This is a genomic window from Pseudonocardia pini, assembly GCF_013870575.1.
GTDB classification, from domain to species: Bacteria; Actinomycetota; Actinomycetes; order Mycobacteriales; family Pseudonocardiaceae; genus Pseudonocardia; species Pseudonocardia pini.
On the sequence record NZ_JACBXB010000013.1, the window covers coordinates 1 to 22,466 of the forward strand.

At 70.7% G+C, this 22,466-nt stretch carries 21 protein-coding genes; 13 read left to right on the plus strand and 8 right to left on the minus strand.

The window, feature by feature from the left end; genetic code table 11:
• From H5J29_RS02115 to H5J29_RS02125, 3 genes are all read left to right on the plus strand, one after another.
• Positions 1–1,507 (plus strand): linalool dehydratase/isomerase domain-containing protein (locus tag H5J29_RS02115; protein WP_181779178.1); only part of this gene is annotated, 1,507 nt, incomplete at its 5' end.
• A 19-nt stretch (positions 1,508–1,526) separates the two neighbouring features.
• Positions 1,527–1,742 carry a hypothetical protein gene (locus H5J29_RS02120; RefSeq protein WP_181779179.1) on the plus strand — a complete coding sequence of 72 codons (216 nt, stop codon included), beginning with the start codon at positions 1,527–1,529 and terminating at the stop codon, positions 1,740–1,742.
• On the plus strand, positions 1,742–2,566 hold the full coding sequence (locus H5J29_RS02125; protein ID WP_181779180.1) for a cytochrome c oxidase assembly protein: 825 nt from the start codon (positions 1,742–1,744) through the stop codon (positions 2,564–2,566). The genes H5J29_RS02120 and H5J29_RS02125 overlap by 1 nt, the downstream gene beginning before the upstream one ends.
• 596 nt (positions 2,567–3,162) lie before the next feature.
• On the opposite strand, the gene H5J29_RS02130 is transcribed toward H5J29_RS02125, so the two are convergent.
• Together H5J29_RS02130 and H5J29_RS02135 are read right to left on the minus strand one after the other, a co-directional pair.
• On the minus strand, positions 3,163–3,693 hold the full coding sequence (locus tag H5J29_RS02130; protein WP_181779181.1) for a MarR family winged helix-turn-helix transcriptional regulator: 531 nt from the start codon (positions 3,691–3,693) through the stop codon (positions 3,163–3,165).
• 89 nt (positions 3,694–3,782) lie between these two features.
• On the minus strand, positions 3,783–4,919 hold the full coding sequence (locus tag H5J29_RS02135) for an acyl-CoA dehydrogenase family protein (RefSeq protein WP_181779182.1): 1,137 nt from the start codon (positions 4,917–4,919) through the stop codon (positions 3,783–3,785).
• Between the two features lie 286 nt (positions 4,920–5,205).
• On the opposite strand from H5J29_RS02135, the gene H5J29_RS02140 reads away from it, so the two are divergent.
• Positions 5,206–5,940: an SDR family NAD(P)-dependent oxidoreductase gene (locus H5J29_RS02140; protein ID WP_220186891.1), complete on the plus strand. Its 735-nt coding sequence runs from the start codon at positions 5,206–5,208 to the stop codon at positions 5,938–5,940.
• A 150-nt stretch (positions 5,941–6,090) separates the two neighbouring features.
• On the opposite strand, the gene H5J29_RS02145 is transcribed toward H5J29_RS02140, so the two are convergent.
• The 4 genes from H5J29_RS02145 to H5J29_RS02160 all read right to left on the minus strand — a co-directional run bounded on the left by H5J29_RS02145 (position 6,091) and on the right by H5J29_RS02160 (position 9,866).
• Complete coding sequence (locus H5J29_RS02145; protein WP_181779184.1) at positions 6,091–6,933, minus strand: mycofactocin-coupled SDR family oxidoreductase; 843 nt, start codon at positions 6,931–6,933, stop codon at positions 6,091–6,093.
• Between the two features lie 11 nt (positions 6,934–6,944).
• Positions 6,945–7,145: a ferredoxin gene (locus H5J29_RS02150; RefSeq protein WP_181779185.1), complete on the minus strand. Its 201-nt coding sequence runs from the start codon at positions 7,143–7,145 to the stop codon at positions 6,945–6,947.
• Complete coding sequence (locus tag H5J29_RS02155) at positions 7,145–8,380, minus strand: cytochrome P450 (RefSeq protein ID WP_181779186.1); 1,236 nt, start codon at positions 8,378–8,380, stop codon at positions 7,145–7,147. The genes H5J29_RS02150 and H5J29_RS02155 overlap by 1 nt, the downstream gene beginning before the upstream one ends.
• A gap of 196 nt (positions 8,381–8,576) precedes the next feature.
• Positions 8,577–9,866 carry a bifunctional 3,4-dihydroxy-2-butanone-4-phosphate synthase/GTP cyclohydrolase II gene (locus H5J29_RS02160; protein WP_181779187.1) on the minus strand — a complete coding sequence of 430 codons (1,290 nt, stop codon included), beginning with the start codon at positions 9,864–9,866 and terminating at the stop codon, positions 8,577–8,579.
• 266 nt (positions 9,867–10,132) lie between these two features.
• Here H5J29_RS02160 and H5J29_RS02165 point away from each other — a divergent pair, with 266 nt between their 5' ends.
• The 9 genes from H5J29_RS02165 (at position 10,133) to H5J29_RS36440 (ending at position 21,212) form a co-directional block, all read left to right on the plus strand.
• Positions 10,133–10,723, plus strand: coding sequence for a nuclear transport factor 2 family protein (locus H5J29_RS02165; RefSeq protein WP_181779188.1), 591 nt, complete (start codon positions 10,133–10,135; stop codon positions 10,721–10,723).
• 36 nt (positions 10,724–10,759) lie between these two features.
• Positions 10,760–13,504: a branched-chain amino acid ABC transporter permease/ATP-binding protein gene (locus H5J29_RS02170; protein WP_181779189.1), complete on the plus strand. Its 2,745-nt coding sequence runs from the start codon at positions 10,760–10,762 to the stop codon at positions 13,502–13,504.
• A gap of 1 nt (position 13,505) precedes the next feature.
• On the plus strand, positions 13,506–14,276 hold the full coding sequence (locus H5J29_RS02175) for an ABC transporter ATP-binding protein (protein ID WP_181779190.1): 771 nt from the start codon (positions 13,506–13,508) through the stop codon (positions 14,274–14,276).
• Between the two features lie 5 nt (positions 14,277–14,281).
• Positions 14,282–15,616: an LLM class flavin-dependent oxidoreductase gene (locus H5J29_RS02180; RefSeq protein WP_181779191.1), complete on the plus strand. Its 1,335-nt coding sequence runs from the start codon at positions 14,282–14,284 to the stop codon at positions 15,614–15,616.
• A 97-nt stretch (positions 15,617–15,713) separates the two neighbouring features.
• Positions 15,714–16,949, plus strand: coding sequence for an ABC transporter substrate-binding protein (locus H5J29_RS02185; RefSeq protein WP_181779192.1), 1,236 nt, complete (start codon positions 15,714–15,716; stop codon positions 16,947–16,949).
• 119 nt (positions 16,950–17,068) lie between these two features.
• Positions 17,069–18,247 (plus strand): thiolase family protein, encoded by a 1,179-nt coding sequence (locus tag H5J29_RS02190; protein WP_181779193.1) that lies wholly within the window; start codon positions 17,069–17,071, stop codon positions 18,245–18,247.
• Positions 18,244–19,077: an enoyl-CoA hydratase/isomerase family protein gene (locus H5J29_RS02195; protein WP_181779194.1), complete on the plus strand. Its 834-nt coding sequence runs from the start codon at positions 18,244–18,246 to the stop codon at positions 19,075–19,077. Before H5J29_RS02190 ends, H5J29_RS02195 begins: the two co-directional genes overlap by 4 nt.
• A gap of 12 nt (positions 19,078–19,089) precedes the next feature.
• Positions 19,090–20,259, plus strand: a complete 1,170-nt coding sequence (locus H5J29_RS02200) for an LLM class flavin-dependent oxidoreductase (protein WP_181779195.1) — start codon at positions 19,090–19,092, stop codon at positions 20,257–20,259.
• Positions 20,260–20,564: 305 nt separating this feature from the next.
• Positions 20,565–21,212: a type 1 periplasmic-binding domain-containing protein gene (locus tag H5J29_RS36440; RefSeq protein ID WP_376768486.1), complete on the plus strand. Its 648-nt coding sequence runs from the start codon at positions 20,565–20,567 to the stop codon at positions 21,210–21,212.
• Here the strand turns inward: H5J29_RS36440 and H5J29_RS02210 are convergent.
• Positions 21,157–21,711: a cupin domain-containing protein gene (locus H5J29_RS02210; RefSeq protein WP_246393310.1), complete on the minus strand. Its 555-nt coding sequence runs from the start codon at positions 21,709–21,711 to the stop codon at positions 21,157–21,159. The two genes, H5J29_RS36440 and H5J29_RS02210, sit on opposite strands and share 56 nt — an antisense overlap.
• A 42-nt stretch (positions 21,712–21,753) precedes the next feature.
• Positions 21,754–22,466 (minus strand): Gfo/Idh/MocA family protein (locus H5J29_RS02215; RefSeq protein ID WP_376768485.1); only part of this gene is annotated, 713 nt, incomplete at its 5' end.

Genomic DNA, 22,466 nt, shown 5'->3' on the forward strand with positions numbered 1-22,466 from the left:
TGGACTCGCGGTCGTCGCGGCAGAGCAGTGGCGGATCCGTCGCAAGACCTTCACCGCCCAGGTCGAGCAGGCCAAGGCCGTCAACGGGTTGCTCGCAGGGGCGACCCCGCCGCTGCGCGGTGACGCCCGACCCGCCGTCCACGTCGCCGACGAGCTCGGTGACGAGGAGCTCGCGCTGACCCGCCGGTTCGTCGACCTCGCCTTCCAGGAGCCGGACGACTGGTCGAACTGGACGGTCATCGACCAGTTCCAGCCCGCTGCACTGCGCTACCAGGTCGACGCCACCGTCAACGCCCTCGCGCTGCAGCGCTACGTGCACAACCCCGCATTCACCGGCTACCTCGACGAGGCCCAGCTCCGGCTGATCGACCGTTACCAGCAGAAGAAGGTCTGGGGCTACTGGGCGCTGGAGAACCTCTGGGGCAACCTCGAGTGGGACCCGGACCCCGGCAAGAAGCAGAACATCATGATGACGGGCTACTACGGCCTGTCCATCGGGCTCTACCAGACCGTCAGCGGGGACCTGCGACACAGCGAGCCCGGCGCGATCCGCTTCCGGTGGAACGACCGCCGCGAGTTCCGCTACAGCCTCGGCGAGCTGCTCGGCAACCTCACCGCCGACTACGTCCGCTCGCCCTGGGGCATGGTCGTCTGCGAGCCCAACTGGATCTTCGCACTGTGCAACCTGCGTGGCGGCACGGCTCTGAAGGTGCACGACCGCGTCCACGGCACGAGCTTCTGGGACCAGGTCAAGGACGGCTACTACCGCTGTTTCGAGCAGGAGATCGTCCGCCCGGACGGCCAGATCAACGGCCACCGGTCGAGCAGGCTCGGATTCGGCCAGGTCGGGGTCAGCCTCGCCACCGACACCCGGCCCCTGATCCCGCACGTCGCGGACCGCGACTCGGTGCTGCTGCGCACGATCTGCCGCCAACCAGACGGGACGGTCCGCACCCCGTTCGCGGGAGACTCCTCGCTGCTCGACCCCGGGAACTACACCTTCCACCCGCTCACCGCCTATGCCGCGGTGATGGAGGAGGCCCGCGAGGTCGGCGACCTCGAGCTGTTCGACGCCGCCTACGGCGAGCTGCGGGAGAGCGCGAACCCTCGCATCGACGAGCGAGGCTGGCTGACGGTAGACGGCGCCTCGATGTTGGCCTACACCGGCTTCGGCCGGGCGCTGTTCGGGCGGACCGGCGGCTGGGTCGACCTGGTCGAGAAGGGCATGCCCGAGCACTGGCGCACCGGCCCCGTCGTCGACGCGGTGCCGTACCCGACGGCGATGGTGGCCAAGGCCGTCAGCGACGGCGCCGACCTGGACGTGGTGCTGCGCGCCACGAACGGCGGCGGCCGGATCGAGGTGGGTCTCGCCCGCCTGGTCCCCGGGACGAAGTACACGGTGGACGGTGCCGTCGACACCGACCTGGTGGCCGACGACGACGGGCGCGCCACTCTGACCGTCGACCTCGACGGCCGCCGCGAGCTGCGGGTGAGCCCCCGTGCCTGACGACCGGAAGGACGATGCCATGACCGAGCTGACCCCGACCGAGCTGACCCCGACCGAGCTCACCGCGACCGAGCGCGGCAGGCAGTTCGTCGCGGCCAAACGCGACGCGGTGGCGAACCGCGTGGCGGCGGCCCCGGGAGCCTGGATGGGCATCCCGGGGTGGGCGAAGTGGTTCCGCCGCGCCTACCAGGTCCTCGGCCGCGACCTGAGCGAAACGGCCCGCCGGAGGCCGTGATGGGGCACGACCACGGCGTCCCCGAGCTCCCGGGGGTGTCGGACGGCATGGGGTGGCAGACGGACGGCGTCTCCCTCACCGGGACGGCCTTGATCGTTCTCGTCGCAGTCGGCTACCTGGTGCTGTGCGCCCGGCCGGGCGCGCGGTCGCCGGCCGGGCGGGTGCTGTGCCTGCTCGGCGGGCTGGCGCTGTTGGTGGTGACCCTGTACTCGGGGATCGCCGCGCACGGGAGTCTCGCCGCCCACGTCGGGCAGTGCCTGGTCGTGATGACGGTGGTCGCCCCGCTCGTCGTGGCGGGGCGCCCCGGCGGGGTCCTGCTCGCGGCGCTTCCCGCCGCGACCCGCCGTGAGCTGTCCGAGACCGCGGACGATCCCCTGGTCCGGGGCTTCTCGACGGGGCGCTGGGCCGGGGTCCTGCTCGTCGTCGACTACTACGGGTCGATGGCGGTGTACGTGCTCACCCCGCTCTACCGCTGGTCCACCGAGCACCTGTGGCTGCACGTCGCCGCACACGTGTACTTCCTCGTGTGCGGCCTGGTGTTCTGGGCGCCCCTGCTGGGCCCCCAGGCCGTGGGACTGCGCACCGCCCTGGTCCGCACTCTCGTCGGGGTGCCGATCAACGCGGTCATCGGGGTGGCGGTCCTGTTCGCCGGCGCCATCGCGCCGCAGGACCTCGCCGACACCCAGCGGGCGGGCTGGGTCTTCGTGGTCGGCGGTGGCCTGCTCAGCCTGGTCGGCGCCGTCGTCGTGCTCGCCCGGCACCGACGTTCCCGCAGTCCGCTCCCGCTGACCGAGGAGGAAATCCGATGGCCTGCTGCGTCCTGATCGCCTACGCGATCGCATCCGTCCGGCGCCGGATCGCGCGCAGGCGGCTGCGCGTTCCTGCGTGACCAGCCCGCCGACTCGGGCTCCGGGGCCCCGTCGACGATGCAGGAATCGACCATCCGCGCCAGCAAGCTCACCGTGCAGAGCTGCTCGAGTGCAACCTGCGGGTGGTTTGCCTCGACGCGATTCCGGGCCAAAACCTCCGATCGACGTCATCGGGGGAGCGTGGAGCCACTCGTGGTGCGAAACCCTGCGCGTGGTGCGAGTTCTGGAGGTCGGAGATGGTCTTTCAGGCACCATTGTGGCTGGTAGGAGGCTTGTGGCAGGGTTCGTGGAATCCTGGCAGTCAAGGGGTCAGGGGTTCGAATCCCCTCAGCTCCACCCTTGAAGACCAGGCCCGATGAGTCTCCCGACTCTCGGGCCTGTCGTGTTGTGGGGCCGACCGTGGAGCGTCTGGGCTCAGCGTCTCCACGACCTGCTCATCGGCTGGGGTGAACCGATCCCGACCAGGTACGTTGACGATGCAATAAGGCTTGGCCACTGCTTCCTCGGCCACGCCCTGGCCGTCGTCGACAGAGGGGCACCTTGTCCACGGCTCACGTGGTGCGGGCGAGCCGCTCCAGGATCATGCGGGTGGTGGTCTCGAAGTCGTCCATCCGGCCGCGCACGGGCTCGAGGAGGTCCGACAGCAGCGGGACGATCCGTTCCACCACCTGATCGGTCATCGTGAGGCCGAGCGGGGTCAGGCGCACCATCAGGGAGCGACGGTCTGATCCGTGGGGGGCCCGGATCAGATAGCCGTCTCGCTCCATCCGGTCGAGCCGTCGGGTCATCGCGCCGGTGGTCAGGAACATGAGCCTGCTCAGGTCCGTGGGGGTGCGCTCGTAGGGCTTGCCTGCGCGTCGCAGGTGGCCCAGCACCTCGTAGTCGCCGCCGCGGATGCCGAGCTCGTCGAAGGTCGGCTCCAGGGCGAGGCTCAGCTGGCGTTCGAGCTCGACGGCCGAGGCGAAGAACCGGTATGCCCAGGTGTCGAGGTCCGGGCGCTCGACGGCCCAGTCGCGGATGAGGGCGGTCACGGTGTCGGCACCGGTCGGCACCGGATCGGCATCGCCCCGTCTGCTCGCCATCCGCTCCCCATCGGGTTCGTCACCTCAGCCCGCATGCGCCAGCCTGATCGTCGGAGGGTATCCGAGCCCGGTCGATCCACCGGGTCGGCCTAGAGACCCATCTGCTTGGCGATGATGCTGCGCTGGATCTCCGACGTGCCGCCACCCACCATCGCGTGCTTCGCCTCGCGGAAGTAGCGCTCCATGTCGTACTCGGGGAGCTGGGCGTAGCCGCCGAGGGCCTGCATCCCGTCGAACGAGCACCGGAAGGCGACGTCCGCGGCGTAGACCTTCGCCATCGAGACGTCCTTGAGCGCCTTCTCGCCGCGGGCCAGCTTCGTCGCTGCGCTGTAGACGAGCAGGCGAGCGGCGTTGACCTCGGTCTCCCGCTCGGCCATGCGGTGCTTGAGCACCTGGAAGGAGGATAGCGACCGCCCGAACTGGGTGCGGTTCTTCGTGTACTCGACGGTGTCGTCCAACGCCGTCCGGGCGTTCCCGACGTAGGTCGCGGCCAGGCTCAGTCGCTCCCACTCGAGGTGCTGGCCGACGTAGAACCAGCCCTTTCCCGCCTCGCCGATGATGTTGGACTGGGGGACCCGAGCGTCGGTCAGGAAGATCTCGGTGGTGCCGAGGCTGCGGCGGACGATGGTGTCGAGCTTGCGGATGTCCACGCCCTCGGTGTCGTTCGGCACCAGGATCATGCTGATCCCGCCGTGCTTGTCGGAACCGGTCCGGGCCATCAGGTTGATCACCGTGCCGGGCAGGTGCGCGCCGGAGCAGAAGACCTTGTTGCCGTTGAGGACCCACTCGTCGCCGTCGAGCACCGCCTTCGTCTTGAGGCCGGCGGCGTCCGACCCCGCGTCGGGCTCGGAGATGGAGATCGCGAACTTGACGTCGCCTGCGAGGAACCCGGGCAGGTAGGCGTCCTTCTGCTCGCGGGTGCCGTTGTGGGCGATGTTCGTGGCGGTGAACATCGAGGTCATGATCGCCGCGGCGAAGTCGAGGCTGTACTTGGCGATCACCTCGCAGAAGATCGCGTACATCACCGCGTCCGCCTCGAGACCGCCCTCCTCCTCGGGGATCAGGAGGCCGAGCCAGCCGCGGTCGGCGAACTTCTGGTACGCCTCGTCGGGGAAGACGCGCGACGCGTCGTGCTCCCGGATGTACTCGCGGCCGACCTCCTTCTCCATGAACGCGGTCAGGGTGTCGAACCACATCTGTTGTTCGTCGGTGAACCTGAAGTCCATGGAGGTCCTCCTCGTCGGGATTCAGCGCTGTCGCGTCGTCTGAAGTAGCTGCGCTTGCAGCAATATACGGTGCAGCAACGTCGGTGGCAACCGGTCTGGCGCTGCGCGAGGATCCGAACAGTCGTTTCCCTTGGATCGGGTCGCTCTGCTCTTCTTCTCCGCCGGCGTTGCAGTTCGTCCAGCTCAGTGGGTCTTGAACGGGCGGAGAGGCGAGTGGTCGGGGCTTGCGCGATCGGGATGGGCACGCAAAACTACTGTTTGTTCAAAGGCGACCGAAGGAGTGTCCGTGGCTGACCTGACAGGCAAGACGATCATCGTGACCGGAGCGGGCTCCGGGATCGGGAAGGCAGCCGCGACGCTGGCGGCCGCAGCCGGCGCCACGGTGATCGCCGCCGATGTGAAGGGTGCCGAGGAGACCGCCAAGGAGATCGGCGGCTCGGCCGAGGGGCACGTCCTCGACGTGACGGACTCCCAGGGCTGGAAGTACCTGGTGGACGACGTCATCGCGCGGCACGGCCGCATCCACGGCCTGGCGAACGTGGCGGGCATCGTGTCCGACGTCGACGCACTGCTGACCCAGACCGAGGAGGGCTGGCAGCGCATCCTCGACATCGACCTCAAGGGCGCGTTCCTCGGCATGAAGAGCGTGGCCCAGCACCTGATCGACAACGGGGGCGGCAAGATCGTCAACGTCGCGTCGACCGCCGGCGTGATCGGCATGCCGAACGTCGTGGCCTACTCGGCGGCGAAGGGCGGGGTCATCGCGATGTCGCGCCAGGTCGCGATCGAGTATGCGGCGACCGGCCTCCGGGTGAACGTGATCGCCCCGGGCGTCACCCAGACCAACATGCTGGGCGACATCACCGACGAGCTCCTCACCGCGGTGAAGGCGGCGACGCCGACCGGTGAGGTCGCGGCGGCCGAGGACCAGGCGAATGCGATCGTCTTCCTCCTGGGGCCCGGCAGCGACCGGATCACCGGCCAGGTCCTGCCGATCGACGGTGGCTGGACCGCTCAGTAGGGCGGAGAATCAGCAACGGGCCCCCTCGGGATCGAGGGGGCCCGTTCGGCTGTCAGCGCGTTCTCGGATGGCGGTGTCGGCGGGACGGACGAGTCGGGCGCCCCGGAACCGTGGTGGTTCCGGGGCGCCCGGATCGTGCGACGGGAACGGTCAGCCGGGGGCGACGACGCAGAAACCGGCGTCGACCGCCAGCGTCTGGCCCGTGACGAAGCGGCCGGACTCGGCGGCCAGATACAGCACCGCGTTGCTGATGTCGACCGGGTCCACCGCGTCGATGGGCAGGGCGTTGGCCATGACCCGCAGCAGATCCGGGTCCCGCTCGATGCGGCCCGCCATGATCTCGTTCTCCGGCATCGGCGTGTGGACGCCGGTGGGGTGCACCGTGTTGACCCGGATGGAGTGTTTCGCCAGGTCGACGGCGTAGCCGCGCATCAGTCCGGTGAGACCGTGCTTCGCGGCGACGTACGCGGTGAGCGAGAGGTCGTTGTACGTCGACCCCTTCAGGCCTGCCGTCGAGCTGGTGATGATGATCGATCCACCACGGCCCTGCTCCACCAGGATCGGCACCGTCGCCTCCAGCGTGTGCCACACGCCGGTGAGGTTGGTGTCGATGGTGTCCTTCCAGATCGCGGCGCGCACGGCCGGGTCCGTCGGCTGGGCCTCCGGATTGATGCACCAGATCGCCGCGTTCGCCGACACGATGTCGAGTCCGCCGAGCTCGGCCACGCCTGCCTTGACGGCCGACGTGAGCTGAACGAGGTCGCGGATGTCCGCCTGAGCGGTGACGATGCGGCGGTCGAGTGCCTCGACCTGCTGCTGCGTCTCCTTCAGGTCGTCCAGGTTCGACATCGGGTAGGACACCGACGGCACCTGCTCGCAGATGTCGAGCGCGATGATGTCCGCGCCCTCCTGGGCGAGCCGCACCGCGTGCGACCGCCCCTGTCCGCGGGCCGCCCCGGTGATGAGGGCGACCTTTCCGTCCAACTGACCCATCTGTTCTCTCCTCAGGTCCCGATCTCACGGATGGCGCCCTCGGGGCAGCTCCCGACGCCGAGCTGCGCCTGCTTCACGAGCTCCTCGGGGACGACGAACTCGGTGCCGGCCTCGGCACAGAACCCGTCGTCGTCCGGGCTGAACACCCCTGGCGCGAGGCTGTAGCACCGGCCGTGCCCGGAGCACAGCTCCTGGTCGACGGCGATCTTCATCAGCTCGCGTCCCCCTGGTCGCCGAACACGAGGTGCAGCGACTTCATGGTCCGCAGCACGCCGGTCTCGTACTCCTGGGTGGTGCCGGGCTCCACCGAGAAGTCCGGGATGCGCCGCAGCAGTTCCTCGAGCACGACGCGGAGCTCGAGCCGCGCGAGGTGCGAGCCGATGCAGCGGTGGGGGCCGACCCCGAAAGCCGTGTGCAGGATCTTGTCGCGGTTGATGTCGAGCCGCTGCGGGTCGTCGAGCGCCTTCGGGTCGCGGGAGGCGGAGGCGTAGTTCAGCAGGACGAAGTCGTCCTTCTTGAACTCGTAGCCACCGAGCTCCACGTCCTTGGTCACCGAGCGTCCCAGCGCGACCACCGGCGGGAAGTAGCGGACGAACTCCTCCACGGCGTTCGGGATCTTGGAGGGATCCTTGGCGAGGGTGAGCCGGTCCTCCGGGTGCGTGGCCAGGTGCAGCATGGCGCCCGACATGACGAAGGTGGTGGTGGCGATGCCGCCGAGCGTGAGGTCGGTCAGGATGCTGACCCGGTCCTCCCACGGGCAGGTCTCGCCGTCGCGCTCGACGCCCGCCGCGATGGTGTCGATGAGGTCGCCGGTCGACGGCTGCTCGCTGCGCTCCTTGAGGTAGTTGCCCAGGTAGGCGAGCGCGATGCCGAGCTGCTCGCCCCGCTCCGCGACGGGACCGTAGATGTGTCGGTCCATCGCCTGCAGGAGCATGGGCAGGTCCTCGACCGGCACGCCGATCAGGTTCTTGAAGAAGGCCCGACCGGGCAGCTCGGAGGCGAACTGACCCACGAACTCGCACTTGCCGTCCGCGATGAACGCATCGATGAGGTCGTTCGCGTCGGCGCGGATCGACTCCTCCATGGCGTTCACGTTCTCCGGCGCGAAGAACGGGTTCAGCGCACGCCGCCAGTTGGTGTGGTACGGCGGGTCCGACTCCTCCGGGTAGAGGTAGGGGATGCCCTCGCCGCGGTTCGGCTGGAAGCCCTTGGCGCTGGAGAAGGTCCGCCAGTCCTGCCCGGCCTTGCGGACGTCCTCGTAGTTGTTGATCAGGTGGTAGCCCGTGCCCACCGTGCTGTGCGCCACGGGGCACCTCGCGACCATGTCGTCGAGGACGTCGTAGAAGTTGTCGTTGAACTTCGGGTCGTCGATGTCGAAGTCGTTGAACATGTCGCGGCCGAAGCGCTCAGCATTGCCCGTGGTGTCCACTGTGTCCTTCCACTGCATCGTGGTGAGGTGATCCGAACAATCAGTTGTTTGGCTGACCGTAGTGAGGTGGGTCTCGTCGGGTCAAGAGGTTGTGGCGTGCGGCTGACCCAAAAGTGGGGTGTCTGCCGCAGGATCCGAGCCCGTTGGAACTAACGACTGTTTCTCGAAGCTGGTACGCGGACGTGCCGGTGGCCGCGACGAGGGGCGATTCCCGTCACGAGACCTCGCTCCCGCCGAGCGCGTGGTGCATCCGCGCTCGCTTGGTGGTCAGGTAGCTGAGGTTGTCCGGGTTCGGCTCCACCACCAGCGGGACGCGGTCGGCGATCTCGACGTCGTGTCCGGTCAGCCCGCGGTACTTCGCCGGGTTGTTGGTCATGAGGCTGATCCGGACCACGCCGAGGTCGCCCAGGATCTGGGCGCCGATGCCGTAGTCCCGGCCGTCGACCGGTAGCCCCTGGGCCAAGTTGGCGTCGACGGTGTCGAGACCCGCGTCCTGCAGGGTGTAGGCCCGCAGCTTGTGGCCGAGTCCGATGCCGCGCCCCTCGTGCCCCCGGAGGTAGACGACGACACCTCGCCCGGCCCGGCCGATGGCGGCCATCGCGGCGTCGAGCTGCTCGCCGCAGTCGCAGCGGCGGGAACCGAACACGTCGCCGGTCAGGCACTCCGAGTGGACGCGGACGAGCACGGCGTCGTCCCGGTCTCCGGTGCCGCGCTGGTGCACGTCGCCGAGCACCAGTGCGACGTGCTCGGTGCCGTCGACGGAGCGGTAGCAGACCGCGGTGAACTCGCCGTGGTCCGAGGGGACCCGACCCGTCGCCATCCGCTCGACCAGGGACTCGCGGTCGCGCCGGTAGCGAACGATGTCGCCCACGGACAGGGCGACGAGGTCGTGCTCCCTGGCGAAGTCCCGCAGGCCGGGCCTGCGGGCCATGGTGCCGTCGTCGTTGGTGACCTCGCCCAGGACGCCCACCGGTTCGAGACCGGCGAGCCTGCAGAGGTCCACCGTGCTCTCGGTATGACCCGCCCGGCGCTGGACTCCGCCCGGTCGGGCGATCAGCGGGAACACGTGCCCGGGGCGGGAGAGGTGCTCGGGCCGGGTGGCCGGGTCCGCCAGCGCGCGCACCGTGAGCATCCGGTCGTGCCCGGACACCCCCGTCGTCGTGCCGGCCTTGAGGTCGACGGAGACCGTGAAGGCGGTGCCGCGGGGGTCGTCGCCTCGCGGGACCATGAGCGGCAGGTGCAGCTCCGCGGCCCGGTCCTCGGTGACCGCCACGCAGAGCAGGCCGCTCGTGTGTCGGATCATGAAGCCCATGGCCTCGGCGGTGGCGAACTCGGCCGCCATGATGAGGTCGCCCTCGTTCTCGCGGTCCTCGTCGTCGACCACGAGGACCATCGCGCCTCGGCGCAGGGCCGCGAGGGCCGCCTCGACGCGGGCGTGCCCCTCCTCGGCGGCACTCTTGCGCGCGGCACCGGTGGGCGTGTCCGACGTGGGGTCGGTGGTCATCCGTGTCACCTCCGAACAACTGTTTGTTCAAAGGTAGCAGCGGGTCCGGCCGTCGGCAACGGGTACCCGTGACCGAAGGGGTCCATCACGGCGGGTTCGACGGTAGGCTCGGCCCCTGAGCGGCCCGCTGGAGTGCGGCAAGAACAACTGAACAACTGATTGTTCGGGGCCGACCCTTGACAGTCGTCGAGCCGCACCCCCAGGATAAAACAAACCATTGTTCGGTAGGCCCGTTCTGCCGGCAGTACCCCGACGAGGTGGTGTGCATGACCCCGGACGAGCTGGAGCGGGCGGTCGTCGAGCTCCGCGACCGTCAGGCGATCCACGACTGCCTGATGACCTACTCGCGAGCGATCGACCGGCTCGACCGCGAGCTGCTGCTGTCCGTCTACCACCCCGACGCCGTCGACGACCACGGCGTGTTCGTGGGCAGTGCGGAGGACTTCGCCGACTGGGCGATCGCCATGCACACCAAGACGCACCTGTCGCACCAGCACTGCGTCTTCAACTACACGGTCGACCTCGACGGCGACGTCGCGCACACCGAGACCTACTACATGTTCGTCGGCATGAACCGCGAGGGGACGCCGCTCGCGATGAGCGGCGGCCGGTACGTGGACCGCCTCGAGAAGAGAGACGGCCGGTGGGCCATCGCCACCCGCGTCTGCGTGCGGGACTGGGCTCCGCTCGACGAGATCCCCACCTCGCTCGACGCCTCCGCCATGACCGTCGTGAAGGACCTCGATGACCAGACCCGCGAGCTCATGCGCTCCGGTGCGCAGCCCAGCCGGGACCACACCGACGTCTCCTACCAGCGGCCCCTCGTCGTGGATCCGTCTCGTGTACCGGCTCGGTAGCGTCCGCACCCCCACCGACCGGGACGGCAGGCGGCGATGAGCACGTTCGTGCAGTTCGCGGTCCTCGGCCTGGGCATCGGCACCGCCTACACCCTCTTGGCGCAGGGCCTGCTGCTCATCTACCGCGGGTCGGGGGTCGTGAACTTCGCCCACGGCGCGGTGGCGATGCTCGCGGCCTACCTCTACTGGCAGTTCCGGGTGGGCTGGGGGTGGGGGTTCGTCCCGGCCGCTCTGCTGGCGGTGCTGGTCGGCGGCGGCCTCGGCGTCGCGACCTATCACCTGGTGATGCGCCCGCTCGGCCGAGCCTCCGCCCTCGCCCGCGTGATCTGCACCCTCGGGCTGTTCATGCTGCTGCAAGGCGTGGCGCTGCTGATCTGGGGACCGTTCCCGCGAACCCTCGACTCGGACCTGCCGACGACGCTGCTGACCCTCGGCGGCGTCCAGGTCGGCCTGGACAAGCTGCTCCTGCTGGTGATCGCGGTCGTGCTCACCGCGGTCCTGTGGGCGGTGTCCCGCCGGACCCCGATCGGCCTGGCGGTGCGGGCCAACGCGGAGAACCCCCGCGCGGCCGCCACCCTGGGCTGGTCCCCGCACCTGCTGGGCGGGCTCACCTGGGGGATCGGCTGGGGGTTCGCCGCGGTGGCGGGCATCCTCATCGCCCCGCTCGTCGGGGTCACCGTCGACGCGATGCCGCTGCTCGTGATCCCCGTGCTCGCCGCGGCGCTCATCGGCAGGCTCTCGTCGTTCTGGCTCACCCTCGCGGGCGCGATGCTGATCGGGGTCCTGCAGTCGCTCGTCGGGCGGTACGTGGACTTCGTCCCGGGCGCCATGCAGGCGGTGCCGTTCCTCGTCATCCTCGCCGTCCTCGTCCTGCGTCGCCAGGGCGTGCCCTCGCGCACCTCGGCGGCACAGAAGCTCCCCGCGCTCGGCACCGGGCGGATCCGTTGGGTGTGGGTCGCGGCCCTCGTCGTGGTCGCCGCGGTGGCGCTCGCCGTCGGGCTCGAGGAGTCGCTGGTCATCTCCCTCGGCGTCACGCTGAGCTGGGGGATCGTCCTGCTGTCCGTCGTCGCCCTGCTCGGGTACACGGGCCAGCTCTCGCTGGCCCAGTTCGCGCTCGGCGGGGTCGCCGCCCTCGTCGCCGGTCGGCTGGTCGCGGACGCGGGCCTGCCGTTCCTGGTCGCGTCGATCGTGGCCTGCGTGGTGGTCCTGGTCGTGGGACTGCTCTTCGCCCTGCCTGCGCTGCGCACCCGCGGCATCGACCTGGCGATCGTCACACTGGGGCTCGGGGCCACGGTCGCCGCCCTCGTCTTCACCAACGGGGCACTGACCGGCGGGTTCGACGGGACGCCCGTCGGGGCCCAGACGCTCTTCGGCATCGACCTCGACACGATCTTCTACCCGCGTCGCTGGGCCCTGCTGATCCTGGTGGCCTTCGTCGTGTGCGCCGTGGTCGTCGCGAACGTCCGGCGGGGGAGCAGCGGTCGCCGGATGATCGCCGTCCGCACCAACGAACGTGCGGCCGCCGCGCTCGGCATCGACGTCCTGCGGGTCAAGCTGTTCGCCTTCGGTTTCGCCGCGGTCATCGCCGGCATCGGCGGGATCCTCGTGGCCTTCCGCAACCCGACGATCCTCTACAGCGAGTTCGACCCGTTCCAGTCGATCCTCGCGGTCGGGTACGGGTTCATCGGCGGCATCGGGTTCCTCGCCGGTGCGCCGCTCGGGGGCACCCTCGTCAACGGCGGGTTCGGGTCCTGGCTCATCCACCAGTTCGCCCCGGACGCCTCGCCCGCCTGGCTGTCCACGATCGCGGGTCTCGTCGTGGTGCTCTTGGCGCTGCTGCACCCCGACGGCATCGCCGGCGCGCAGGTGCACCAGTTCCAGAAGCTCGCGGCGCGGTTCGGCCGGCGCCGCAGCGCCGACACCGAGCCGGTCGCGCCCACCGAGAGCTCCCGCCCGGAGATCCGGCCCGCCACGCTCGACGTCAGGGACGTCACCGTCCGCTTCGGCGGCGTCACCGCCGTCGCGGGGGCCACGCTGCAGGTGGAGCCGGGCCGCATCGTCGGGCTGATCGGGCCGAACGGTGCGGGGAAGACGACCCTGATCGACGCCGTGACCGGCTTCGTGGAGCCCGCGACGGGCGCCATCACCCTCTCCGACGACGACGTGACGTCCTGGCCGGTGCACCGGCGGACCCGTGCGGGCCTGAGCCGGTCCTTCCAGGCCCTGGAGCTGTTCGAGAGCAGCACCGTCCGGGAGAACCTCGCGGTCGCCTCGGACCCGGCGGGGACGACGACCTACGTCACCGACCTGGTGGCGCCACGCCGCGACCCGCTGACCCCGGCGGCGCTCGCGGCCGTGCACGAGCTCGGCCTCGCCGACGCCCTCGACCTCACCGTCGCCGAGCTCCCCTACGGACGACGCCGGCTGGTCGCCATCGCCCGCGCGATGGCGAGTGGACCCTCGGTGCTGCTGCTCGACGAACCCGCGGCGGGCCTCGACTCCGCCGAGACCGCGGAGCTCGCCCGGGCCCTGCGCCGGGTCGTGGAGGGGTGGGGTCTCGGGGTGCTCGTCGTGGAACACGACATGTCGTTCGTGATGAGCCTGTGCGACGAGATCGTGGTGCTGAACTTCGGCCACCAGATCGCGCGCGGGACACCGGCGGAGGTGCGGGCGGATCCCGAGGTCGTGGCCGCCTACCTGGGTGCGGACGAGGAGCCCGCGGCGCCGGCTCCGCGGACGCCTCGACCCCTGCTCGCGACCGCGACGGGCGAGGAGCGCTGACATGGGCACGGAGACCGCGCCGTCCACCCTGTCCACCGCGCCTGCGCTCGAGGCGCGGGGGCTGAGCGTCGGCTATGGCGGCCGCCCGGTCGTCGACGCGATCGACCTGACGGTCCGCGGTGGCGAGGTGGCACTGCTGCTCGGCCCGAACGGTGCGGGCAAGACCACCACCCTCCTCGGCCTGGCGGGGGAGCTGAGCCCGCTGAGCGGCTCGGTCCGACTCGCCGGTGCCACCGCGCCGCCCGGCCTGCACCGCAGGGCCCGCTCGGGCGTCGCCTTCGTGACCGAGGAGCGCTCGGTCTTCATGGAGCTGACGGTCGAGGAGAACCTGCGCGTCGGACGGTGCGAGGTGGCGGCGGTCGTGCGGCTCTTCCCCGAGATCGAGCCCCTGCTGAGCAGGCGCTGCGGGCTCCTCTCCGGGGGCGAACAGCAGATGGTCACCCTCGGCCGCGCGCTCGCCCGCTCCCCGAAGGTGCTCCTGGTCGACGAGCTCTCCCTGGGGCTCGCCCCGCTGGTCGTCGAGCGACTCCTGGCCGCGGTGCGGGAGGCGGCGGACCGCGGGACCGCGGTCGTCCTGGTGGAACAGCACGTCGACCGGGCGATGCGGGTGGCCGACCACGTGCTCGTGCTCGAGCGGGGCCGAGTGGTCCTGAACGGGTCGGCGGCGGACCTCGCGGGTCGGGTGAAGGACATCGAGGCGTCGTACCTCGCGGCCGCAGGGACGGAACCCTCCGGCGCCGAGCAGACGGCGACGACGACGAGAACGGAGTAGGACACATGGCACGACGAGAAGGTCCCGCCGTCTGGGCACTGTTCCTGTGGCCCGGTGGCCACCACCACGGTGCGTGGCGGCTGCCGGACAGCACCGGTGCGGACCTGATGAGCTTCGACAACTACAAGCGCATGGCGCAGGAGGCGGAGCAGGCGAAGCTCGACATCATCTTCCTGGGCGACCGGCTCGACGCCTGGCCGCTGCCGCATGAGTACCTCGCCAAGACCGCGCGCGGGGCCCGGCTGGAGACGATCACCACCATCGCGGCGCTCGCCGCGGTGACCGAGCGGATCGGCCTGGTGGCCACCGCCTCGACGACGTTCTCCGAGCCGTTCAACCTGGCCCGCATGATCGGCGGCTTGGACCACATCTCCCATGGCCGGGCCGGCTGGAACGTCGTCACGAGCTACACGGACGACCAGGCGCAGAACTACGGGTTGGACCACATCCCGGCCCGGCCCGAGCGGTACGCACGCGCGCAGGAGTTCCTCGACGTCGTCAAGGGGCTCTGGGACACCTTCGAAGACGACGCGGTGTTCCGGGACAAGGAGGCCGGTCAGTTCTTCGACGCGGCGAAGTTCCACAAGCTCGACCACAAGGGCGAGCACTTCTCGGTCGCGGGCCCGCTCAACATGGAGCGGCCGCCACAGGGCTACCCGGTGATCTGCCAGGCGGGGGCCTCCGCGGACGGCATCGCGTTCGCGGCGAAGAACGGCGAGGTGCTGTTCTCGGTCAACTCGAGCGTCGAGCGGGCCCGCGAGTACTACAAGAAGATCAAGGACGGCGCCGAGGCCGCAGGCCGCGACCCCGACAGCATCAAGGTCCTCGCGTCGATCAACCCGGTGATCGGGCGGACCGAGGCGGAGGCCGAGGCGAAGTACGAGCAGATGCAGAACCTCCTCGACGACGACGTCTCGCGGCACTTCGCGGAGATGTACTTCGGCATCGAGCTGTCGGACTACGACCTGGACGCACCGGTTCCCGAGATCGAGCTGCCCGAGGTCGGCCGGGGGATGCCGCGCGCGCACCAGGAGTACATGCTCACCCGCGCCCGGGACCAGGGGCTGACCATGCGGCAGATGGTGCAGGGGTTCAACGGCACCAACATCTACCCGAAGTCGGCGGAGGCCGCGGCCGACGAGTTCGAGGAGTGGTACGAGACCGAGGCCTGCGACGGCTTCATCCTGCAGATCTCCGACGTCCCCGAGGGGGTCTCGGACTTCTGCGAGCACGTGGTGCCGATCCTGCGCAAGCGCGGGCTCGTCCGCGAGGACTACGTCGGCACCACGATGCGGGAGAACCTCGGGCTGGCGTTCCCGAAGAACCGGTTCGCGGAGTAGGACCCGCCCGGCCTCGGCGGACGGAACCCGTCCGCCGGTGCCCGCCGGTCGGCTGCTGTACGGGTCGGGGACCGAATCCATCCACTGTGGAGGAACAATGATGTTCGGGTCACGCACGCGCCTCGGCGCGATGGCGGTCGTCGGGGCGGCGACGGCCCTCCTGGCGTCCGCGTGTGCCGGCGGCGAGTCGGCCGGTGGCGGCGGTGACACCCTCAAGCTGGGCGTGATCACCGCCGTCGGGTCGAGCCTGACCAACTACCCCGACGTCGAGGCGGGCGCCCGCGCGGCCGTCGACGCCGTCAACGAGGCGGGCGGGGTGAACGGCAAGCAGGTCGAGTTCTTCTTCTGCAACACCCGCGGCGAGGTCAACCAGGCCGTGGCGTGTGCGCGGCAGGCGGACCAGGAGGGCGTCGACGCCGTCGTCGGGCGGGTCGACGTCTACAGCACCCAGACCCTTCCGGTCCTGGAGAAGGCCGAGATCCCCGACATCGGCAACGTGTCGGCGGGTGCGGAGGTCGACTACACCAGCCCCGACACGTTCCCCCTGCACGCGGGCAACTTCGGCGCCTACGGGGCGCTCGCGTACGCCCACCAGGCGGACGGCGCGAAGAAGTTCGTGTTCGCCTCGATCGACCTGCCCATCGGGATCCGGCAGGGCGAGTACGCGGAGAAGGTCGCACGGAACATCGGGCTCGAGGTCGCGCCGATGATCAAGATCCCGGCCCAGGGCGTCACCGACTACGCCCCGTACGCCCAGCAGATCAAGGACTCCGGCGCCGAGGCCGCCACCGTCGCCCTCGGCCCGGCGGGCTTCCAGGCCTTCGTCAAGGCCGCGGACGCCGTCGGGCTGACCGCGCGGCTGTCCGGCACGGCGTTCACCTTCGGTCAGTCCGAGGGTGCGGGCGTGGGCGCACTGGCGAACCGCATGTTCGTGGCCGCGCCCTTCCCGTCCACGGACGACAAGTCGGTGCCGGGGATCGCGAAGTACCACGAGGAGCTCGACGCCGCGGGCGCGGAGAACACCCCCGCCATGCGCAGGCTGGCCGGTCTGAACGCCTGGCTCTCGGCCCATGCGGCGATGCAGATCGCCGGGACGGTCGACGGTGACGTGACCCGCGGCTCGATGACAGCGGCTCTCCAGAGGACCTCGGGCATGGACCTCTACGGCCTGGTGACCTTCAGCCCCGCCGAGCTCACGGGCCAGCAGGGCACCTTCGCCCGTTTCCCGAAGTCCGACTACCACGCCCTCACCTTCGACTCGCCCGCCATGAAGGACGCCGGTCTCGCACCGATCCCGGACCCGCTTCAGACGGTCCGCGGCGGCGGGGCCTGAGCCGCCACCTGCACGGCTGAGGCGGGCGCCACCGGGCGTTGTCGTGCGGGTGAGCGGAGTGCTACGGTCAAACAACTGTTTGTTTTCGTCGCTCGGGGCGGCGGAGGAGTGGAGTGTCCATGCGTGACGTCGTGATCGCCGGTACCGGGATGACCCCGTTCCGGCGTGCCCCCGGAACCGGGCTGCGGGCGCTGGCGACCGCGGCGTCGGACGAGGCGTTGAAGGACGCCGGTGTCACGGCGGACGTCGTCGAGCGGGTCTACTTCGGCAACGCCGTGGCGGCCACCGTGACCCAACAGGACATGATCAAGGGGCAGGTCGCGTTCCGGCGCAGTGACCTGGCGGGCCTGCCGATGATCAACGTCGAGAACGCCTGCGCCTCGGGCAGTTCGGCCCTGCAGATGGCGGTGGAGACGGTGTCCGCGGGGCACGCCGAGGTCGTGCTCGCGGTCGGCGCCGAGCAGCTGACCAGCCCGGACAAGGTCCGGTCGTTCAAGGCGCTCCGCGGCTCCACGGACATCACCGAGATCGGCGAGGCGGGGCCGGACGAGGACTGGACGAAGTCCATCCTCATGGACTTCTACTCCGACGAGGCCCGCCAGTTCCTGGAGCGCAACGGCGCCGACGTCGAGGACTTCGCGCTCGTCGCCGTCAAGAACCGCAGGCACGCGGAGCTCAACCCGCTCGCGCAGTTCACCACCCCGCAGACCGTGGAGGACGTGCTCAACGCCCGGGTGATCGTCCCGCCGCTGACGCTGCCGATGTGCTCACCGCTCAGCGACGGGGCGGCCGCCGCGCTCGTCTGCTCCGCGGAGTACGCGCGGACCCGGCTGGCCGATGCCGAGGTGTTGGCCGTGCGCGGCTGCGCGATGCGCGGCGGGAGGGCCGATCCGCCGGTCACCGAGGCGACCCGGGCCGTGTACGAGATCGCCGGGGTCGGGGTCGACGAGATGGGCCTGATCGAGCTGCACGACGCCGCCGCGCCCGCCGAGCTGATCCAGTACGGCGAGATCGGGCTGTGCGCCCCCGGGGAGGAGCACCTGCTCATCCGGCGCGGGGACACCGCACTCGGCGGTCGCACGCCGGTCAACACGAGCGGTGGGCTCATCTCGCGCGGCCACGCCCTGGGCGCGACCGGGCTGGCCCAGATCGCCGAGCTCGCCACCCAGCTCCGCGGCCGGGCGGGCAGCCGTCAGGTCGGCGGCACACCCAGACTGGGCCTCGCCGTGAACAACGGCGGATGGATGGGCGGCGGCTACGCCGTCACCGTGGCGACCGTGCTCGAGGCACTGCGATGACCGATCCCACCTTCCGCAAGCGGGTGGACCTGGACACCTTGTTCTACGAGTTCCCCGCGGAGGGCGTCGCCGTCCTCACGCTGAACCGCCCGGACTTCGGCAACGGCGTGGTGCCGGAGCTGGTGAGCGACCTGCAGTCGGCGTTCGACGATCTGGAGAACGACCGCGACATCCGAGCTCTCGTGCTGACGGGCGCGGGCAAGGTGTTCTGTGCCGGTGCGGACCTCAAGGCCATGCAGGCCTACCTGCGAGACGTCCAGCCCGTCACGCACGAGCCGTTCAACGCCCGCGTCCTGTACCCCGTCACGCAGCGGGTGGCCGCGAGCAGGCTGCCCATCGTCGCGGCGATCAACGGGGGAGCCACGGCGGGCGGGCTGGACTTCGCGATGGCCTGCGACATCCGCATCGCCTCCACGAAGGCCAAGCTCGGCGAGACCTACGTCAAGCTCGGTCTCCCGCCGGGCAACGGCGGGGCGTACTTCCTGCCCCGGCTCGTCGGGTCCGGCATGGCGGCCGAGCTGTTCCTCACCGGCGACGTCGTCGACGCCGCCCGCGCGCTCGAGATCGGGCTGGTCAATCGCGTCGTCGAGCCCGAGCAGCTGATCGACGAGGCGGTCGCGCTGGCGGCGAGGATCGCGACCCGCCCGTGGCGCGCGGTCGAGGCGACGAAGCAGGCCCTGCGGGCGAGCTGGGGGCAGGACCTGCAGACCGCCATCACCTCCGGCTACTGGGCCGTCGCGGCCCTGCAGTACTCGGACGACATCCGGGAGGGCGTCGCGGCGGCGATCGAGAAACGCGTGCCGCGCTACAACCGACCCGCCCAGCCGTAGCAAAGGACGATCATGTCGCAGCAACGCCCGTTGAAGTTCGGTGTCTTCGTGCCCCCGCAGAACGTCGTGGGGCTGAGCCCGACGTTGGCGATCCGGCGCACCATCGAGCTGGCCGAGCACCTCGACCGGCTCGGGTTCGACGAGATCTGGTTCGGCGAGCACCACTCCGGCGGTGCGGAGCTGGTCGCCTCGCCCGAGCTGCTGATCGCCGCCGCCGCGGAGCGGACCCAGCGCATCCGGCTCGGCACCGGGGTCATCTCGCTCCCGTACCACCATCCGTTCCAGGTGGCGGACCGCATCGTGCAGCTCACGCACCAGACGCGGGGGCGGGTCATGTTCGGGGCGGGTCCTGGGCAGCTGCCGACCGACGCCACGATGTTCGGTCTCGAGGCGACCCAGCTCCGACCCCGGATGGAGGAGGCGCTGGACATCATCCTCCGCCTGCTGGCCGGGGAGACGGTGAGCCACAAGGCGGACTGGCTGACCCTGCAGGACGCCGTCCTGCAGCTCCGGCCCTTCCGCGGGCAGCTCGACATCTCGGTGGTCGGCACCGTCTCGCCGTCCGGTCCGAAGCTGGCAGGCCGCCACGGCCTCGGGCTGCTCTCGCTCGCCGCCACCGATCCCACGGGCAACGACCAGCTGCCGGTGCACTGGGACATCATGAACGAGGAGGCCGCCCGGACCGGGCACACGATCGACCGGGAGAACTGGCGGTTGATGGGCCCGATGCACGTGGCGGAGTCCGAGACCGCGGCGATCGAACAGTGCCGGTACGGACTGCGGTGGCAGTACGAGTACCTCTCGCACATCTCGCCGTCGGCGATCGATGTCCCGGAGACGACCGAGGGTCTCGTCGACGTGCTCAACGGGACCGGGCGCGCCTCGATCGGCACGCCGGACATGGCGGCGGCGCAGATCCAGCGGCTGCTCGACCGCTCGGGCGGTTTCGGCACCTACCTGTTCCAGGGCGTCGACTTCGCGAACTGGCAGGACACCCTGCGCAGCTACGAGCTGTTCGCCGAGGAGGTGATCCCGCGGTTCGACGGCACGCTCGCCCCCGCGGTCGCCTCCTACGAGCACGTCCTGTCCAAGAGCGACTCCAACCGGTCGGCCACCGCTGCGGCGCGGGTGGCGGCGAGCGAGCAGTGGAAGCGCGAGCGGGAGGCCGCAGGCTCGTCCTGACCACGCCCACCGGAAGGGGAGCAGCGATGCGGAGATCGACGATGATCCCGGCCGTCCTCGCCTCGGTGGTACTGGCCACCGCGGGCTGTGCCTGCCGGTGCGAGTGGTGGGAGTGGGCGGCGCCGCACCGGACCCCCTCACGATCAGGGCCATCGCGGCCGCGGGGACGGGGCTGACCAACTACCCGGACGTCGGCGCCGGCGCCAAGGCCGCCGTCACGGCGATCAACGCCGCAGGGGGAGTGAACGGCAAGCCGGTCGAGTACTCCTTCTGGGGGGATCGACGACGCCCCCTACGCCCAGCAGATCAAGGACCTCGGCGCGGACAGCGCGATGGTCCTCCTCGGCCCGCAGGGTCTCCAGGGGCTCTACAAGGCCTCGCAGGCCCTCGGGTCGCAGGCTCAGCTGGCCGGTTCGGTCTTCTCGTTCGGCGACTCCGAGGCACGGGCGATCGGTCCTGCGGACGGCATCTGGGTGATCAGTCCCTACGGCTCGCCCGCCGACGACGCCCGTTTCACCGCGGACCTGGACGCCTCGGGCGTCGCGCCGGACGACATCGCCCTGCGCCGCTCGGCCGGGCCCAACGCCTGGCTCGCGGTGCACGCCGCCGTGGACCTGGCCGCGGGCATCCAGGGGGACGTCATTGCCGAGTCGATGACGACGGCCCTGCACGCCACGTCCGAGCTCCAGGTGGAAGGTCTCGGGACCTGGGACCCGGCCCGGGCTCGGCGCGCAGGCCGACGGGGCATTCCCCCGCTTCCCGGCCACGCCCTTCCAGGTCCTCACCTTCCAGGGTGGGCGCATGGTGTCCGCGGGTCTGGCGCCGATCCCGGACCCCCTGGCGCCGCTGCGCTGAGTCCGGGCGGCGTCGGGCATCGGGGCCGGCGCCGTCGCGGTGCTAGCGCTGGATCTTGTAGTCCCCGAAGCGGGACTCTTCCTGGTGTGCGCCGATGAACACCAGCAGCATGGTGGCCTGCGTGGTGCCGGTGTTGACCCAGGAGTGCTTCTCCCCGCAGTGCACGATGCTGTCTCCCTTGTGCAGGGTCACGCTCTCGCCCTCGTCGAGGTAGAGGGTGAACTCGCCCTCGATGACGTACTCGAGGTCCACGGTCGCCGTGTAGTGCCAGCCGTCCGGGCTGGCGACAGCGTCCTCGAGGCCGGGGGCGAGGCGGGCGCTCTCGGCCACAGCCGCCTCGAGGTCTGCAGGCACCGTCATCTCGCCCTGGGGCGGGTAGCTGAAGACGGTGAAACGGTAGCCCTCCGGTGCCGCCGGGAAGTAGCGGCGCTTCTCGTCGTGGCTCCCGTCGTTCGGGACGGTCGGGATCACGTCCTCACCGAACAGGTCGATGAGGGTGGCCCCGCCGAGCACCGGGGGCCGGATTCCTCGCACTTCGGTGTCGCTGACGACGATCGACCTCCCGGTGTCGTCGATGCCGGTGATGACCCGTCGCATGCTGTCCACAGTGGCTCCTCACTTGGCTGTACCTGCCGGTCGTCAGTCGCCGGCGGCGGTGCGGATGCGGTCCAACGTCCGGTGCCGGTGGAGGGCGTCGGTGAAGGTGGGTACGCGGTGTCCGCCGTCTCGGAGGTCCTCGGCCAGGGCGTGGTACGCCTGCGCGACGGCGTAGGCGGGCCCGCCGAACTCGACGTCGGCCGGGGCGTAGGCGGCCGGGGGCTCGCTGGTCGCGAGGGGTCCGTCGCCCTCGGCGAGGAGGACCTCGACCCGGCCGTACTGGAGGTGGCCGCTGTCCCCGAGCACGACGACGGTGCCCTCCGTTCCGTGGATCTCCCAGCGGAAGCCGGTGCCCGCGGACTGCCCGCCGCGGTAGTGCAGGGAGGCCACCGCGCCGCCCGCCAACACCCCGGTCACCGCGATCTGGTCCTCGGCCGTCATCGGGATCCGCTCGCCCGTCTCGACCAGGGTGACCTCGTGGCGTCGGGTGGCCGTGGTCGCGGTGATCCGGTCGAGCTCGCCCAGCGCGCTGCTCACGCCGTCGAGCGTGTGTCCGAAGGGGATGGTGAGCAGGGTGGCGCCGTTGGCGGCGTCGAGGAGGTAGCGGCCCGCCCGGTCGACCGTCGGGCCCCAGCGGCCGCCGCTGCCCATCACGGTGGCGCCCAGGACCTCGCCGATCCGGCCGCCCTGCACCAGGTCGCGCACGTGGCGCACGGCGGGTGTGGACCGGGCCTGGAGCCCCACGCTCCGTTCGC